13 protein-coding genes are annotated in these 16,135 nt (G+C 71.2%); 6 read left to right on the forward strand and 7 right to left on the reverse strand.

Translation table 11 applies throughout. The annotated features are described in order from the left end of the window. Positions 1-15: 15 nt before the first annotated feature. Both Q5762_RS04250 and Q5762_RS04255 read left to right on the forward strand, forming a co-directional pair. Positions 16-1,002, forward strand: a complete 987-nt coding sequence (locus Q5762_RS04250; protein ID WP_315890556.1) for an LLM class flavin-dependent oxidoreductase — start codon at positions 16-18, stop codon at positions 1,000-1,002. Beyond that, on the forward strand, positions 995-2,218 hold the full coding sequence (locus tag Q5762_RS04255; protein ID WP_315890557.1) for an MFS transporter: 1,224 nt from the start codon (positions 995-997) through the stop codon (positions 2,216-2,218). The genes Q5762_RS04250 and Q5762_RS04255 overlap by 8 nt, the downstream gene beginning before the upstream one ends. A gap of 40 nt (positions 2,219-2,258) precedes the next feature. Here the strand turns inward: Q5762_RS04255 and Q5762_RS04260 are convergent, their stop codons facing one another. After that, positions 2,259-3,074 carry an SDR family NAD(P)-dependent oxidoreductase gene (locus Q5762_RS04260; protein WP_315890691.1) on the reverse strand — a complete coding sequence of 272 codons (816 nt, stop codon included), beginning with the start codon at positions 3,072-3,074 and terminating at the stop codon, positions 2,259-2,261. 43 nt (positions 3,075-3,117) lie between these two features. Between Q5762_RS04260 and Q5762_RS04265 the strand changes: the two genes are divergently transcribed. Beyond that, on the forward strand, positions 3,118-3,633 hold the full coding sequence (locus Q5762_RS04265; RefSeq protein WP_315890558.1) for a nuclear transport factor 2 family protein: 516 nt from the start codon (positions 3,118-3,120) through the stop codon (positions 3,631-3,633). An 83-nt stretch (positions 3,634-3,716) separates the two neighbouring features. Here the strand turns inward: Q5762_RS04265 and Q5762_RS04270 are convergent, their stop codons facing one another. Continuing rightward, positions 3,717-5,174, reverse strand: a complete 1,458-nt coding sequence (locus tag Q5762_RS04270) for an MFS transporter (protein ID WP_315890559.1) — start codon at positions 5,172-5,174, stop codon at positions 3,717-3,719. A 160-nt stretch (positions 5,175-5,334) separates the two neighbouring features. Here Q5762_RS04270 and Q5762_RS04275 point away from each other — a divergent pair, with 160 nt between their 5' ends. The 3 genes from Q5762_RS04275 (at position 5,335) to Q5762_RS04285 (ending at position 8,274) form a co-directional block, all read left to right on the forward strand. Next, entirely contained in the window at positions 5,335-5,913 is a 579-nt protein-coding gene (locus Q5762_RS04275) for a TetR/AcrR family transcriptional regulator (protein WP_315890560.1), read from the forward strand. 95 nt (positions 5,914-6,008) lie between these two features. Further along, the gene (locus Q5762_RS04280; protein ID WP_315890561.1) at positions 6,009-6,797 is read left to right on the forward strand and encodes an SDR family oxidoreductase; all 789 of its coding nucleotides are present in this window, start codon (positions 6,009-6,011) and stop codon (positions 6,795-6,797) included. Positions 6,798-7,032: 235 nt separating this feature from the next. Continuing rightward, complete coding sequence (locus Q5762_RS04285; protein ID WP_315890562.1) at positions 7,033-8,274, forward strand: globin domain-containing protein; 1,242 nt, start codon at positions 7,033-7,035, stop codon at positions 8,272-8,274. A 12-nt stretch (positions 8,275-8,286) separates the two neighbouring features. Here Q5762_RS04285 and Q5762_RS04290 read toward each other — a convergent pair whose 3' ends face one another. Genes Q5762_RS04290 through Q5762_RS04310 form a run of 5 tightly spaced genes read right to left on the reverse strand, consistent with a single transcriptional unit; the run spans position 8,287 to position 16,124 of the window. Beyond that, positions 8,287-8,529 carry a Trm112 family protein gene (locus Q5762_RS04290; RefSeq protein WP_315890563.1) on the reverse strand — a complete coding sequence of 81 codons (243 nt, stop codon included), beginning with the start codon at positions 8,527-8,529 and terminating at the stop codon, positions 8,287-8,289. Beyond that, positions 8,526-9,431, reverse strand: coding sequence for a DMT family transporter (locus Q5762_RS04295; RefSeq protein ID WP_315890564.1), 906 nt, complete (start codon positions 9,429-9,431; stop codon positions 8,526-8,528). The genes Q5762_RS04290 and Q5762_RS04295 overlap by 4 nt, the downstream gene beginning before the upstream one ends. A 2-nt stretch (positions 9,432-9,433) precedes the next feature. Further along, positions 9,434-10,228 (reverse strand): class I SAM-dependent methyltransferase, encoded by a 795-nt coding sequence (locus Q5762_RS04300; RefSeq protein ID WP_315890565.1) that lies wholly within the window; start codon positions 10,226-10,228, stop codon positions 9,434-9,436. Then, complete coding sequence (locus Q5762_RS04305; protein ID WP_399494404.1) at positions 10,225-11,841, reverse strand: condensation protein; 1,617 nt, start codon at positions 11,839-11,841, stop codon at positions 10,225-10,227. Before Q5762_RS04305 ends, Q5762_RS04300 begins: the two co-directional genes overlap by 4 nt. Then, on the reverse strand, positions 11,838-16,124 hold the full coding sequence (locus Q5762_RS04310; RefSeq protein ID WP_315890567.1) for an alpha-(1->3)-arabinofuranosyltransferase family protein: 4,287 nt from the start codon (positions 16,122-16,124) through the stop codon (positions 11,838-11,840). Before Q5762_RS04310 ends, Q5762_RS04305 begins: the two co-directional genes overlap by 4 nt. Positions 16,125-16,135: the final 11 nt, after the last annotated feature.

A 16,135-nucleotide genomic window follows, 5' to 3' on the forward strand; every position in this document is an offset into this window, starting at 1 on the left:
AACGGAATTCAGAGCATGGATGTCGGAATCCTCTTCGATCTGCGCAACCCGGACGCCTGGCACCGGCCGTGGGCCGATCACTACGCGCGCTCGCTGGAATTCTGCGAGGAGGCGGACCGGCGCGGCGCCGGCGGCGTCTGGTTCACCGAGCACCATCTCTTCGAGGACGGCTATCTGCCGCAACCGCTGGTGTTCGCCGCGGCGGCCGCCGCCCGGACGCGCCACTGCACGATCGGGACCGCGGTGGTCCTGCCCAACCTGCGCAAGCCCGCCCAGCTCGCCGAGGACGCCGCGGTGGTCGATCTGATCAGCGGCGGACGCCTCGAACTCGGCGTCGGGGCCGGCTACCGGGTCCCCGAGTACAACCTCTTCGACGCCGAGTTCGACGGCCGGATCGGCCGGGTCGAGCAGAACATCCGGGAGGTACGCAGGCTGTGGGCCGAGGGCGGCATCACCCCCGCCCCCCTGCAGAGCCCGGTGCCCGTGTGGGGCGGGTTCTACGGCCCGCGCGGCGCGCGGATCGCGGGGCGCCTCGGCATCGGGCTGCTGCACATCAACCACGCGATGTACGAGCACTACCTGACGGGCCTGGCCGAGGGCGGCCACGATCCGGACATCGCGCGCGTCTCCGACCTGCTGCCGGTGATCCTGGCCGACGACCCCGAGGCCGCCTGGCCCCGGATCGCCCCCCATGTGGTCCACCAGATGAACTCCTACCGCACCGGCTCCGTGGAGGGCACCGGCCACTCCGCCCCGCCGCTGCTGAAGGTGGAGGACTTCCCCGAGAAGCGGGCCGACGACGGCTCCTGGTCGACGCTGGAGATCCTCACGCCCGAGGAGGCCGCCGTACGCATCCACCAGCGGACCGAGGGCCTTCCGGTCGAGCACCTCATCTTCTGGGCGAGCATCGCGGGGATGCCGGACGACCTGGTGGCCCGGCACATCGAGCTGGTCAGCGAGCGGCTACCGAAGCTCCTCGCCGAGGCGCGGGCCGGTGGGTGAGGCCCAGGTCGCCGAGGCAGTTCCCGGCCGTGAGGCGACGGTGCGCCGGCACTGGCCGCTGCTCGTCGTCCTCTCGGGGAACATGCTCCTGGATGCCATCGAGGTCTCGGTGGTCCTGGTGGCACTGCCGGCGATCGGCACCGACCTGGGACTGACGCTGTGGTCGGTGCAGTGGTTGATGACAGGCTTCGCCCTCGGCTTCGCCGCGATGCTCCTGCTCGGCCCGGTGCTATCGGGCCGGTGGGGGCTGCGACGCGTCTACCTCGCGGCGATGCTGCTCTTCGCACTCGCCTCCGTCGTCGGCGGCCTGAGTGACGACACGGCGCTGCTGATCGCCTCCCGGGTGGTGAAGGGGGCGTGCGCGGCGCTGACCGCCCCCGCCGGGCTCGCGCTGATCGGCACCACGTTCCCGAGCGGTCCGCAGCAGCGCCGGGCGGTGTCGGTCTACTCGCTGTTCGGCGCGGCCGGGTTCACCGCGGGGCTGCTGCTCGCCGGGGCGCTGGTCGCCGACAGCTGGCGCTGGACGTTCCTGCTACCGGCCCCGGTGGCCCTTGTGCTCCTGGTATGGAGCCTGTGGGTGATTCCCGCTCCGCCCGCCGCCCACTCCGTACCGAAGAAGCCGGTGCGGCCGACCGCGGCGGCCCTGCGCAACGGCCCTCTGGTACGGGCGACGCTGGGGGCGGCCGCCCTCAACGGGTCGTACATCGGACTCCTGCTGGTGGCCACGTTTCGCGCGAGCGGTGACTTCGGCTGGCAGCCGTGGCAGATCGCGCTGGCCCTGCTGCCCGCGAGTGTCCCGCTGGCGTTGTCGGTCCCGTTCGCCGGGCGGCTGGTCCAGCGGTACGGCACCCCGCGGCTGATCGCCGCCGGGGCGTGCTGTGCCCTGGCGGGGCAGTTGTACGGTCTGCTTCACCCGGAGCCGCTCCCGTACGCGACCGGTCTGCTGCCGACCCTGCTCCTGGTGGAGGCCGGGTTCGTGCTCTCCTTCGCGGCCCTGAACATGCAGGCGACCCAGAGCGTCGAGCCCGCGCTGCGGGCCGCTGCCGTGCCGCTCTACCAGACGGGTGTCCAGCTCAGCAGCGTCCTCATGCTGCCGCTCGTCGCAGGGCTCGCGACCCTGACCGAGAGCTTCAGGACGCCCCTGCTCGCGACCTCGCCGGCCGCCGCGCTGGGCGTCGCGGCCGCGGTGACCGGCCTGCGCGAACGGGGGCGTTGACCGGGTGCCGGCGCGTGGGGCGGACACCCGGTCGACGTGCTCAGGACGCCAGCAGCTTCTTGGTGAGGGCGTCGAGCCGCAGAGCGTCGCCCTCGTGGAAGGAGAAGTGCCGGGGGTCGAGCCGCCGGCCTTCGAAGAAGGCGCTCAGCGGCTCGGCCGGAGGTGTGTCGAGGGCCGCGACGATCGGCGCGATGCCTGCCTCCACCGGCTTGGCATACCGCAGCATCTCCTGGACGCGGGCGGCGGTGGCCGGTTCGAAGTCGCCGGCGAACCCGGTCGCCGTACCGCCGGGGAAGTCCAGCACGTAACGGGTCCGGTAACCCCGGCTCTCCTGGGCGAAGGAGACGCCGAGGAGGTCGTTGAGCTTTCCGCCCTGGAACATGGCGGCCCAGCCGTCGTAGCCGCGTTCCAGTCCCAGGTCGTCCCAGTAGATCTGGCCGGCTTCCACGCCCGGCCCCGCCACGTTCATGATGACCGGCTCGGGAGCCTTCTCCAGGAGGTCCACCAGGCCGTACCCGAGCAGGTAGCGGCTCAGGTAGTACAGCGCGAAGTTGTGCTCGAAGCCTTCGGACGTCACGCGGCGGAAGGAACGGAAGAACCGCGCGCACAGCACCAGCGCGTCGACGACGGAGAACTGCTCCGCGATCTCAGCGACGACGCGCTTGTTCTCGGCCACCAGGCTCAGGTCGGCCCGCATGAAGAAGGCATGCTGCCTGGCGCCGAGTTCGTCGGCCGCGGCGAGAAACCTCTTCCCTTTCTCCGGGTTGGGGCCGATGACGACCACGTTGTCCCCGCGCCGCAGATAGGTGTACGCGAGCGCCTCTCCGATTCCGGAGGTGCCGCCCGAAATAACCATGGTCTTCACAGATGTCTCCCTGACAGGAAAGAAGGGTCTCTTCATGAGCAACGCATCGGATCAGGATGTGGCCCGCATGGTGGCGCAGCTCACCGAGCGGGTCGAGGAACTGGAAAGCATCCGCGCATTGGAGAGGTTGCGCACGGAGTTCCATCGCTGCCTCAACAATGCCGAATGGGAAGCTCTTGGCGCCCTTTTCGCCGACGACGCCCTGCTTGACTACGGGGAGTTCGGCCAGGCGCACGGCTCCGCGGGCGTCACCGACTTCTACAGCGCGTTGCCGAAGAAGATTCTGGAATTTCAGCGCGGCGCCTCGGAGATCAACTTCAAGAACTTCATACAAGGGCACCAGGTGGAGCTCACCGGCAAGGATTCCGCCAAGGGGGTGTCCTTCTTCGAGGAGAAGATCCGCTTCGACCGGGCGAGCGAGATCCACCACAGCACCGGTCAGTTCACCGACACCTATGTCCGCCGCGACGGACGCTGGTACTTCGCCGGGGTCGAGCTCGACCACTACTGGGTGGTGCCGAACAACGACGACTGGCGCTGGCCCTGGTGATCCGCCCGGCGCGTGGAGCCCTGCCGTGACCGGTGCCCGCAGGCCCCCGAGGCGTGACCTCGGGGGCCGTGCCGTGCGGGCCGTCACCCCCGCGCGGCTTCCTTCCGCGGTACGGGAGCGGCTTCGGACGCCGGTTCACGCCGGCGCAGGGCGGGGAGCATGGCGAGCACCCCGAGTACGGCGAAGATCAACGGCACCACCAGAGCGAGTCGCAGCCCGTGCAGGAACTCACCGGGAGAGCTTCCGGTGTTCGCGGCGTTGACCGCGGTCACCACACTGAGACCCAGTGCCGGACCGATCTGGAACGAGGTGTTCACCAGACCGCCGGCCACACCCTGGTCCTGTACCGGGACGCTGTCGGCCGCCGCCATGGTCAGCGGTCCGTACGCCAGTGAGAAGCCCACGCCGATCAGGAGGAAGGCCGGCAGCAGCAGCGCGACGTAGCCGGAGTCCGCCGAGAGGAACTGCAGCAGGGTGTACGCCAGGACGGCCGAGACCAGCCCCGCGAGAATCACGCGTTCCACACCGAAGCGGCCGACCAGCGGCGCCGCGATGCGGGTCGAGAGCGCGGCGGCGACCAGCCCGACCGGGCTGACCGCGAAGCCGGTCTCCATCGCCGACCAGCCGCGGAACTCCTGGAGGTACAGCGTCATGGTGAACAGCACGCCGATCCAGGCGCCGATCAGCGACATCGCGCCGATGTTGGCTCGCACCAACGCGGGGGACCGCAGGATGTCCAGCCGCACGAGGGGCTTCGCGACCTTGCGCTGGATCACGGTGAACACCACGAGGAGAATCACGGCGGCCACCAGCGAGCCCAGGGTGCGCACCGAGGTCCAGCCCGCCTCGGGTGCCTGGACCAGGGTGAACACCACGAGCAGCATGGTCGCCGTGACGGTCACCGCACCGGCGATGTCGAAGTCCTTCGCGCCGCCGTCGGGACGGGCCGAGCGCGGGATGAACGTGAGGCCGGCCAGGAACGCGGCGAGCCCGACCGCGGCCGGGGCGAAGAACACCCAGCGCCAGTCCAGATCGGTGAGCAGGCCGCCGATGACCATGCCGAGCGCCATGCCGGTGGCGCCGGTCGCGGTGAAGATCGACAGGGCCTTGTTGCGGATGTGGCCCTCGGCGAAGCTCGTGGTGATGATCGAGAATCCGGCCGGAGCGCTGAACGCGGCACCGACGCCGGTCACGAAGCGCGCCGCGATGAGCACCGTCCCGTTCGGAGCGGCGCCGCCGACCACCGAGCCGACGACGAAGACCATGAGCGAGATCAACAGCATCCTGCGCCGCCCGAACAGGTCGGCGGCGCGCCCGCCAAGCAGGAGGAATCCGCCGAAGCCGACCACGTACCCGGTGATCACCCACTGCAGGGAGCTGGTCGACATGTCGAGCGTGGAGCCGATCGCCGGGAGCGCGACGCCCTTCATCGAGACGTCGAGGGCGTCGAGGAATAACGCGCCGCAGAGGACGGCCAGCATGGCATAGGCCTTGGGGGTCAACGACGTGAACGTCGCCTGCGCCGGGGGTGGAGCGGACATGGTGCCTCCCGTGGGGCGGACCGATCGGTCCGGAATGAGGATGGACCCAGCATGACCATGCGTGTGACGGGATGTCAATGAGCTGCCCCGGAAGGGTGGACCGATCGGTCCGCCCGCTCCCCCTTGGGTGGGACCGATCGGTCTGTTAACCTTCGAAGCCATGGCGCGCAAACCCACGTCCGACGCACACGACCGCATCCTGGATGCGGCGGCCGACCTGTTCGACCGTTTCGGCGTGCACGCCGTCGGAATGCAGCAGATCATCGACGAGCTCGGCTGCGGAAAGCAGCTCCTCTACCGCGAATTCGCCAGCAAGGACAAGCTGGTCGTGGCGTACCTCCAGCGCTCCACCCAGGACTGGGACAGGACTCTGGAAGGCGCCGTGAAAGCCGCGGACACCCCGGAGGAGCAACTGGTCGAAGTGGTCCGTGCGGTGCAGCTGATGGCCCCCGGCACCCGCGGCTGTTCGCTGCGCAACACGCATGCCGAGTTTCCCCAGCCCGATCATCCCGCGCACCGGATCTCGGTCGAACACTTCAGGACCGTTCGGGAACAGCTCCGCGAGTTGGCACGGCGCACCTCGGCCGCACATCCCGACCGCCTCGGCGACCGGATCATGCTGATCATCGACGGTCTGTACGCGAGTGGTTCGGTCCTCGGGGCGAACGGCGCGGCGGCGGAGGCAGTGGATTTCGCCCGGGACGTGATTCGGTTCGAGACCTCCTTGGCATTGCACTGAAGCGTCGAAAACCTGTGGGCCTCCCGTAGGGACACGGTGCATATCCGCAGCGTTACGGTGACAACCCTTGCAGCTGAATCCCGAGGGAGAACACCGTGAACCAGCACAAGCCCGTCGCGTTGATCAGCGGAGCCAGCCGGGGAATCGGCGCGGCGACCGCGCGGGAATTCGGGCGGCGCGGATATCACGTCATCGTCAATTACCGCAGCAGCGCCGACGCCGCCAAGGCCGTGGTCGCGGCGATCGAGGAGGAGGGCGGTTCGGCCCAGGACGCCCAGGCCGACGTCTGCGACGGCGACCAGGTCGCCGCGCTGGTCGAGGCGGTGCGGGAGGAGCACGGCCGCATCGACGTACTGGTCTGCAACGCCAATACGGTCAATCCCTCGTTCCTGCCGCTGACCGAACTCTCCTGGGACGCCTTCGCGGAGAAGGTCAACGGCGAGCTGTCCGGCGTGTTCTTCCTCAGCCAGCGCATTCTGGCCGTCATGCGCGAGCAGCGGTCGGGGCGCATCGTCTTCATATCGAGCACCGCCGCGGACTCCATCGGCATGGCCGTGGCGCACTCCACCGCCAAGGCCGCGCTCAACACCTTCAGCCGCCATGTCGCGGGCATCGGCGCGCAGTACGGCGTCACGGTGAACACCATCGCGTTCGGCGCGGTGCGCACGGAGTCCTCGGGGCAGGGTTTCGGCGAGGCCCTCCAGACCTATCTGACGGACCGCTCCGTGCTCAACCGACTCGTCGAACCCGAGGACGCGGCACGGGCCGTCGCGCTGTTGGCCGACGCCGACTTCGGCGCCGTGGCGGGCCAGCTGATCCGGTTGGACGGGGGGTACGACATTCTGGATCAGCAGCTCCACCCGCTGACGAGCCACTTCGCCTGACGGCTGGCGGGCGGGCGTCCCAGGGGGCCGGAGGCGCGTCTCATCGCCTCCGGCCGTGGGCCGCGGCATACCCCCTTGGCTACTTCTGAGTCACCTCTATGGTCGGGTACCGTCCGGAGCTGGTTAGTCCGCTTCTAGCTCCCGCCCCGTCTCGAGGACCCATGCCTGCCACCGAAGTCCGCGCTCTCAGTGCCCATCGGCCGTCTCGCATACCGTGCGGCGGAGCTCTGGTCCCTTGAGATTCCGGATCAGACGCCCGGCCGACCCGCCCACGGTCCCGTACCCGGAGGATCCCGCACCCACCGCGGCCGTGGACACCGCCCAGCCGGAGGTCGCCGAGGCGCCCTTGTCGGACCACGAGATAGCGCTCATACGCGCCTCCGTCGCGGTGGTCGAGCCACTGGCCGCGGACATGACGGTCTATTTCTACGCGATCCTCTTCACCCGCTACCCCGAGGTGCGGCCGATGTTCCCGCCGGGGATGGACACCCAGCGCGGCCGGCTGTTGCGCGCGCTGCTGCGCATCGTCGACCTGGTCGACGATCCGGAGAACCTGGTCCGCTTCTGCGGACACCTCGGGCGTGACCATCGCAAATTCGGCGCCCTCCGGGAACATTTCCCCGCCGTGGGCGAATGTCTCCTCGCCTCTCTGGCCCGCTACGCCGGACCCGCCTGGACCGCGGACATCGCCGCCGCGTGGACGAAGGCGTACGGAGCAGTCGCCGACGTCATGATCAGCGCGGCCGAGCAGGACGCGACGGTACGGCCCGCCGTCTGGCCCGCCACGATCGTGCACCTCGTCCCCTGCGGGCCCGGCATCGCCGAGGTCACCCTGCGTCCCCACCTGCCCTACGAGTACGCCGCCGGCCAGTACGCCAGTATCGAGACCCCCTGGCACCCCAAGCAGTGGCGCTACTACTCCCCCGCCAACGCGCCCCGCGAGGACGGCACCCTCACCTTCCACGTACGGGCGGTGCCCGGTGGCCCGGTCAGCAACGCGCTGGTGCACCGGGCCGCGGTCGGCGATGTGGTCCACCTCGGCGCGCCGATGGGCGACATGGTGCTGGACGCCGCCGTCCACAGCGACCTGCTCTGCGTGGCCGGCGGCACCGGCCTGGCCCCCATCCGCGCGCTCATCGAAGACGTCGCTCGACGCGGCGGCCGGCACCAGGTGAACCTCTTCATCGGCGCCCGCACCGGTGCCGAGCTGTACGGGGTGGACGACATGCTGCGCATGGCCCAGCGGCATCACTGGCTGACGGTCAGGGGCGCGGTCTCCGACGAGTACATCCCCGGGATCCGGGGGTCCCTGCCGGAGGTCCTGGCCGAATACGGACCGTGGTACCAGCACGACGTCTTCCTCAGCGGTCCCGCCCCGATGGTCACGTCGGCCAGGCAGACGCTCACTCACGGCGGCACGTCGCCGGACCACATCCATCACGACCCGTTCGACACCCCCGTCCTGACCACCCCCTGAGCCACGGAGCGGCTAAGCGCGGTCCCGACCCGCGGAGTCGGACGGTCCGGCGGACACGTCATGCTTGTTCTCGCCGGCGGGTTCCTCCACGGCGGGCACACCGGAGGAAGGAAGCAGCTGCGGAATGCCGTCGACGATCGGATAGCGGCGGCGCAGGCGCGGATTGTAGAGAGCGCCCCCGAGCTCGTCGAGGATCAGCGGCCCCTTGTCGAGCGGGCAGGCGAGGATCTTCAGCAGCGGGTTGTCAGGCTTCATGGCCGGGTTCCTTCGGAGGTGGGGGTAGCCGCGTCGTGTCGCGGCAACGTGAGCAGAACCGTCAGTGCGAGCACGGTGCCGCCGAGACGCAGTAACAGCCGCAACAAGTCGTCGGGCAGCGGTTCGTCGAACGCGATCGTGCCGCTCACGATCGTGAACACACAGGTCACCGTCGAGCACACCGGGACGATCAGGGACGCCCGGCAACGCTGTAGCGCCGTCTGCGACAGCACCAGTCCGCTGACCCCTGTCAGCAGGAGGAGGTACGGGTACGGGGAGGCGAGCAGGGCGGGCACGGAGCCCGCGAGGTCCGAGGTGTCCAGATGCCCGGAGACGCCCTTGATGGCGAGCGAGCTGACGCCGTAGATCAGACCGACCGCGACCGCGTAGGCCACTCCGGAGGTCGGCTGCCGATGGCGCCGGCGGCCGCGCCGCTCCGCGGCCGTGTAGAGCACCAGCCCGGCCGCGAGGGTCGGCACGCACAGTGCCAGCAGGATGCCCGTGGGCGCGCTGCGGCTGATCTCCTCGCTGGTCCCGTACAGCGATGCCACCACCATCACCAGCGCCAGACCGACGACAGCCACCGCACGCCGCTCACGGCCGGAGGGGCGCTCACCGAGCACCACCGACGAGAGCACCAGCAGGAGGACCAGACCGGACAGGAACAAGCCCTGCGCGGCGGCGATGGGCAGTGTGCGGTAGACGGCCAGCTGCGCGGCGAACCCCAGGGCCAGTGCCATGGCCCCGCAGATCCACAAGGGCCTGCTGGCCAGCAGGATCAGGGCCCGCCCCGGCTGTGCGGCGCTGAGCGGCGGCATGCCGGCCAGCGCGCGCTTCTCCAGGACGAAGCCGGTGCTGTACAGGACGTTCGCCACCAGCGCGGCGGTCACACCCCACACCACGGCTACACCTTCCTCGCATGCACGAGGAGGATGGAAGCGAGGGACGGCAGCCCACAGGCCAGGCGGTCCAGTGGGCGGAGCGGGCGCGGCACTCCGTGGAACGGCGCACCGGCGACCGACACCACCTCGAACCCGGACGCCGCCACGAACTCGCGCAGCGCGCGCGCCGTGTACAGCCTCAGATGGCCGACCACCTCCCTGCCCGGTCGGCCGTGGATGCGGCGCAGGCTCACCTCGGAGAACACCGGCTGGACTCCGGCGAGCAGCAGGGCGCGGTTGTACCAGGCGCCGAGGTTCGGCGTCGAGACCATCAGATGCCCACCGCGTCGCAGCACCCTACGCAGTTCGTCGAGGGCACTGTCGGGGTCGACAAGGTGCTCGACGACCTCGCTGAACAGCACGGCGTCGGCACTGCCGGACGCGAACGGCAGCCCGCTGCCGGTCAGTTCGCCGCGGACGACCTGGCTCAGGCGCGGCGCCGCCCGGCGCAGCGCGTCCTGCGACCAGTCGATCCCCACGATGCGGTGCCCGTCCAGGACGCGGGCTGCAGTCGCGCCGGCCGAGCCGTCCCCGCAGCCCACGTCGAGCACGGTCGCGGCCGGGCGGCCGGGCCCGACGGGGCCGAGCGCATCGGCCAGCATCCGGGCCTGGCGCAATGTACGGGCTTCCCCGGAGGCGACGGGAACGGCGGGGTTCTCGTAGAAGTCCCGCAGCCCGGGGACCGGCCGGCTCAGCGAAGTCACCGCCGCCTCGGGCGACTTCCCGGTTGCTGCGGAGCCGCTGGTGGAGAGGGTCATGACAGCCTCTTGTGGTTGTCCTGGGTGGAGCGGGCTCCACCTGATGTCGGGTCGGGATGCGGCGTCTCGCGGTGGTACGGGCCGCCCGGGCCCCATGCGTGATCCCGGGCCGGAGTGGCCTCGGCGTCCGCGGCGGTGGCGTCCACCTCCCGGATTCCGGCTCCGGGCCCCGCCCCCGGAGCATTCGCCCCGGCCGGGGTGAGAGACGTCACCGAAAGCGATTCCTCGAACAAGCCCACCAGGTCCGCACCGGCCGCGTCACCGAGCAGCGCCCGCGACCAGCGCAGCGTCACATGCAGTCGCCCGCCGGTGGAAGCCGCCGCCACGCTCAGCCCGCGCGGCATCCGCGCCGGTGCGGAGAACCACACTGCCGTCGCCCGGCCGGCATCGCCGAAGTCCAGCGCGTACGGCACGCGTCCGATGTTGGTGACCAGTGCCGTCGACATCCAGGGCGCCGCCGCCCGCCGTGCGCCACGGGTGAGCATGCCCCGGATGCCGACCGGGAGCAGCGGTGCGGTCAGCAGACTCGCGCCGGCACCCAGGGGGGCGCCATGGGACGACTTCAGCGCGTGGGTGCGCCGAGCGGTGGTACGCAACAACCGGGCCACAGCTGCCGGGTCCGGCCGCTCACCGAGCAGCAGCTCCGTGTCGCGCGGGTCCTCGGAGGTCATGGCCACCTCGACAAGCCGGGTTCCGTTGCCCATCGGCATCTCCGTGCTGCGCGACCGGTCGTCCACGGGCATCGTGATCCGTACCGGACCGGCCGGCCGGCCTTGCGAGACGTTCCAGCGGCCCACCATCAGCGACGTGGCAACCAGCAGTTGGTCGTTGACAGTCCAGGGCGGGAGGTCTCCTGTCCGCGCCGCACGCCGCGGAACGGGCAGGTCCGCCTGCAGCATCCCGTTGCCGACCGCGAGGGCACGTACCGGTCCGGGGCGGGAGTCCGGCGCGACGCGTACGGGGCGAGCACGTACGGCGCGGCCGGTGCCGCCGGTCCCGCTCGGAGCCGGACCCGCGCGCCCAGGCCGGACCCGCCCGGTGGCCGGGAGGCCGGCCACACCGCCGTACTGTTCGGCGGTCGTGGCGAGCACCCGCAGCCCCGACGGCGCGTCGAGGGCCGTGTGATGCATCGTCAGGAGCAGCACGGTCCCGGTCTCCGAAGCCACGCCCGCCGCCGACGGCTCCGGGGCAGCCGTTCCCCCGTCCTCCTCGACGACTTCCAGGCGCATCGGTGGCGACAGGGTGAGCGGCGGGCATTCGCTCAGTGCGCGGGCCCGGGCCCTGGCCAACGCGTCGGGGCCCCGCCCCGCGAGGGTCACCGGGTCGCTGTCCGGTTGACCGGTCAGCTCCCACGCGAAGGACCGCCGGTTCCGACGGCCGGGCACTTCCCGCATCAGCACCCTGGGGTGCGCCAGCAGCGCCCGCCGGAAGGCGGCCCGCAGCCGTGCCGGGTCCAGTCGTCCGGGCAGATGGACCTCGATGTGTACGCTCTCCGGTTCGTCGTCACTGAGACAGTGCCGCGACACCTCATCGACGGTCGGAAAGGGAATCCGGACCCTGCCGGGAGGGGTCGCGGTCCTCCTCCCCCCGGCGGCGGTCCACGGCGCGATCACGAGGGGCCACCGCCTTCCGGCCGCCGAAGGGGCGGCTCGGGCCGGTGCCCGTCGCCGGTGCTTCGGGGCCGGGCCGTGACCACCGGTCCGGCTTCCGACGCGTCGGAATCGTCGTGGTCTTCATGCCCGTCGTCATGCCCACGCCCGGCGGCCACGGACGCCGGCCTCACCGCCGTCACCAGCGCGGCGGACAGGGCCACCAGGGCGAGCACCTGAGCGAAGCCGCTGAACGCGCCCTCCCCGGTGGCGACCGGCTCCCCGGCGCCGACGGCCGCGACAAGGCCCGCTCCGGCCATCGCCGCCGCCGCGGCAGGCACCAGCAGGGCCGGCCGGAACCGTGCCGCCACGGCGAGTACGGGCACGGCCAGGGCCAGCGGCCCCGCCGCCACCGCGACGACACCGGTCAGCGCCAGTGTTCCGAGCAGCATCCCCGGGGGCGACGGTTCGGGCAGCTCCTCGCCGGTCCCGCCGTCGTAGCGTCGGCGGCCCACGAAGGCCAGGGCGACCAGCCCGACGAGTGCGATCGCACCGCCGATCAGGGCTGCCCTGTACGGCCCGGAGGGCTCGAACTCCATGGTCACCGTGCCGGACGCCCCGGCCGGGATCACCCAGGCCTGCTGCCAGCCGTCGAGGCGCACCGGCTCCAGCTCCTTGCCCTCCAGGGTGGCCTTCCAGCCGTCGTTGGCGTTCTCGTAGGTCCGCAGGTACGCGGCCTCGCCCGAGCCGGCCGACACCGAGACGGTCCGGCTGTCGTCGGTCCACCGGGTGACGGTGGCCTCGCGACCCGCCGCTCCCGCCAGTTCCTGCGGAGTGCCCCGGGTCAGCGTGACGTCGGTGATCGCCAACGGGCCCGCGTCACCCGCCTCCACCTCGTGATCGCCGGGCGGAAGTTCCAGGGTGCCGTCCTTCTCCTCGCCCGCGCAGAGGGCGACGGTGACCGGGCGCCGCTCGGTGAGGTCCCGGACGAGCCCGGAGACCTTCGTCTTGTGCAGGACACCGCCCACTGCGAGGTCCGGGCCCTCACCGCACGGCAGCGAGAAGCGCGCGGACGGCTTCGGTCGCGGCACCCGCAGATCGGCCAGTGCGGGAACGTGCACCTCGCTCAGCCCGACCGGCAGCTGCAACTGCGCGTTCGCCACCGGATTGTGGACGGTGAGTGGGGCGACCCTGCTCATGGTGATGTCGAGCCGGTTCGTCTCGATCGCCGGGAAGCGGACCCGCCCGTTCTCGTCCACGTCCGCCACGGCGGCGCCATCCGGGGAGCTGATCATCACCTGCTCGGGCCGGGTGGACACCCCGCCCGCCGGCGCGAGGATGATCTCGTCGATCTTCTTCTTCTCGGGCCAGCTCAGGCGGACGACCGGCCGGTCGCCCGCTATCCAGGCGGTCGTCAGATCACCGTCGACCAGGTTGCGGGCGCCGAGTGACGTGCCGTTGCGGCTGGTGGAGTCCACGGTGGCCGTCACCCGGTTCTTCGATCCGGGAGCCGAGCGGTCCAGAAGTTCGTCCAACGGGCCGCCGGGTACCGCGACGGCTCGCGCCGACACCTTGTACTCGCCCGGTTGCTGGGTACTGACCCGCCGGTGCAGTCCCACCTCGGCCGATGCGGGCGACAGACCGCCCGCGTCGGTGCCCCGGTGCAGGGAGTACACGCTCGCCGCCGCATCGGTGCGCTCCGCATCGGCAGGTAGCACCAGCATGCGCGTCACCTGCACGTCCGGAATCGACACCTCGGAGAAGCCGGCCCCGGACAGACCCGGCCGCGCCTGTTGCGCGGCAACGACGGTGATCTTCATCCAGGATGCCTCGCCGGAAGGAGCCCTGACGGTCTGCGGCAGGCCGTTCGTCTGCAGCGGGCTTTCGGCTGAACCGCGGTCGGTCTCGATCCGCACCTGCGTGGGCGCCGCGCGCATGGCGTCGCCCGGCAGGGGCGTCAGCTGGAGGGAGGCCGGGATGTCGGTCGGCCGGGAGAAGTCCACCTTGAGCCACTGGCCGGCCGGCCGGCCCGGGCTGCCCTCGGCCCAAGCGGTGTCCGGGTTGCCGTCGAAGGCGTTCACCGGGTCGTACTGCGGCAGGTGGAACAGCCAGTTGCCACTGCTGGATGCCGTCACTGACTCGGCGCCGCGCAGCACCGCCGTCGTCTGATGATCGGTGCCCTCCCACGGCAGGATCTGCTTGGGCTTCTCCCCCGGGTTCTGCAGGCTGCCGGAGTGATTGCGCTCGTCCGCCGTGTAGGTGTACGAGGTGTTGTTGTTGACCAGGCCGAACCGGGTGTCGGCTCGGCGCAGCCCGTCCGCGACCGCCTTCACCGGTGCGACGACGCCCTGGGGAAGCCTGTCCCCGGCCAGTACGGCCGGCCGCTCGGCCATCGAGGGGTCGGCGGACAGCTGGAGCAGCGCCTCGGGTCCGCCGCTGACCACGGCCGTGTCGGCCACGGCCGAGACACCGACCCTGTCGGGCCTCCCGTCGCGGTCCTGCGGCTCGTAGATCTCCACGGCCTGGAGCCGCGGGTAGAGCCCCTGCACCTGGAGCGGGGTGTCGGCGGCGATGCGTCCGCCGGTCACCGGCGGGCCGAACCCGGCGACCTTGCGGTAGCCGGACGACTCCAGGGTCCGCTTCACCGTCTGTGGCGGGACGTAGCCGATCTGGTCGGGGTCGAGGTCGTTGCGGACGACCACCTCGTGCATGCCGGCCCGCGCCAGGTACGCCCGAAGGCCCGGAACCTCGGTGCCGGACAGCAGCGCCTGCTCGACGGCGTCCGTCATGCGGCGTGCTCCGGGAGTACCGAAGGGGACGAAGTCCCGCTGCGCCCAAGGGGTATCGGCCAGCACGTCGAACGGCTGGTCGATGGGGGAGCCCCAGGTGTAGATGCCGTGCGCCGTCGCCGGGACGACCAGTGCCCGGCTGTTCGGGGCGTTGTCCTCGAGCCAGCCGGCGGCCTTCTCCCAGTGGGCGGGCAGCTTGGTGAACGCCCCGGGCTGCAGGATCGAGCCGTTGACATACGGGAGCGCCAGGCCGGGCAGTACCAGCACCGCCGCGGTCACGGGCACCCAGCGGAGACCGCGTAGTGCACGAGAACCTCTGCTCACGGAGAGCACGGCTGTCAGATGGGCCAGTCCGAGGGCGAGCGCGAGGGCCAGTCCCGGCTGGAACTTGTAGATGTTGCGGAACGGCTTCAGCGGCCCGTTCAGCCAGTCCTGGACGACACCGTGGAACGGACCGCCGATGGCTCCGCCGTACCCGGCGAGCGCGATCAGGACGACGGCCAGGACGGTCAGCAGCAGCCAGCGGCGCTCGGGCAGGTCCCGCCGGGCCAGGCCCGCCAGCCCCAGCGCCGCGGCGAACGCCGAACCGAGAACGGTGATGACGGAGGTCGCGACGGTCCAGCCGGCCGGCAGCCATGCGTCACCGAAGTTCAGGTAGGCCACCCAGTTGCCGGCGCCGCGCAGCAGCTCGGTCGCCGACATGGTGGCGGTCGTGGTGTCGGCCTGCTCGACGTACGGCATGAAGTCCTCGCCGTAGATGCCGAGCAGGAGCAGCGGCGCCACCCACCAGACGGTGGCCAGCACAACTCCCGGTATCCACCAGCCCAGCAGCGCGCGTCGGCGCCGGCCGGACGGGCGGCTGAGCAGGTACAGACCCACGGGCAGCAGCGCGGCCAGTGTCGAGGCGGCGTTCACGCCGCCCATGAAGGGGATCAGCAGGGCCGAACGCGCGGCGGCCATCCGGTGGCTCAGCGTCGCGGAGGTCAGCGGCAGCAGCACCCAGGGCAGCAGGGCGCCGGGCAGCGCGGCGGCGGAGGTCGATCCGATGACGATCGTGAAGGTGGGCCACAGCGCGTAGACGACCGCACCGACGACCCGGGACGCGGGCGTCCCCAGGCCCAGCCGTTCGGCGAGCCTGAGCGCGCCCCAGAAGGCAGCGGTCACGATGAGCGACAGCCAGAGCCGTTCGGCCAGCCACACCGGCACCTGGAGCAGGTCCATGAGCGCGTAGTAAGGCAGTGCCGGGAAGGCGTAGCCGATGTACTGGTTGGCTATGCCGCCCAGGCCCACGTTTCCGTTCCACAGCGAACCGAGGTCGCCGATGAAGCGCCAGGGGTCGAGGGCGACGCCGAGTTTGGTCTCGAACGTCATCTTCCCCGGTGACACCGCGAGGAACGACACCAGCACGACGGCCCAGAAGCCGAACAGCAGGCGTCGTCCGCGCGGCTCGCCGGACGTCTCCGACGGCCTCGGGCCGGGCTGTGGCACCCGGGTGGGTGCCTGGACCGTGGTGGTCATGACCGTTCCTC

Source organism: Streptomyces sp. P9(2023) (assembly GCF_032436795.1).
Lineage (GTDB): Bacteria > Actinomycetota > Actinomycetes > Streptomycetales > Streptomycetaceae > Streptomyces.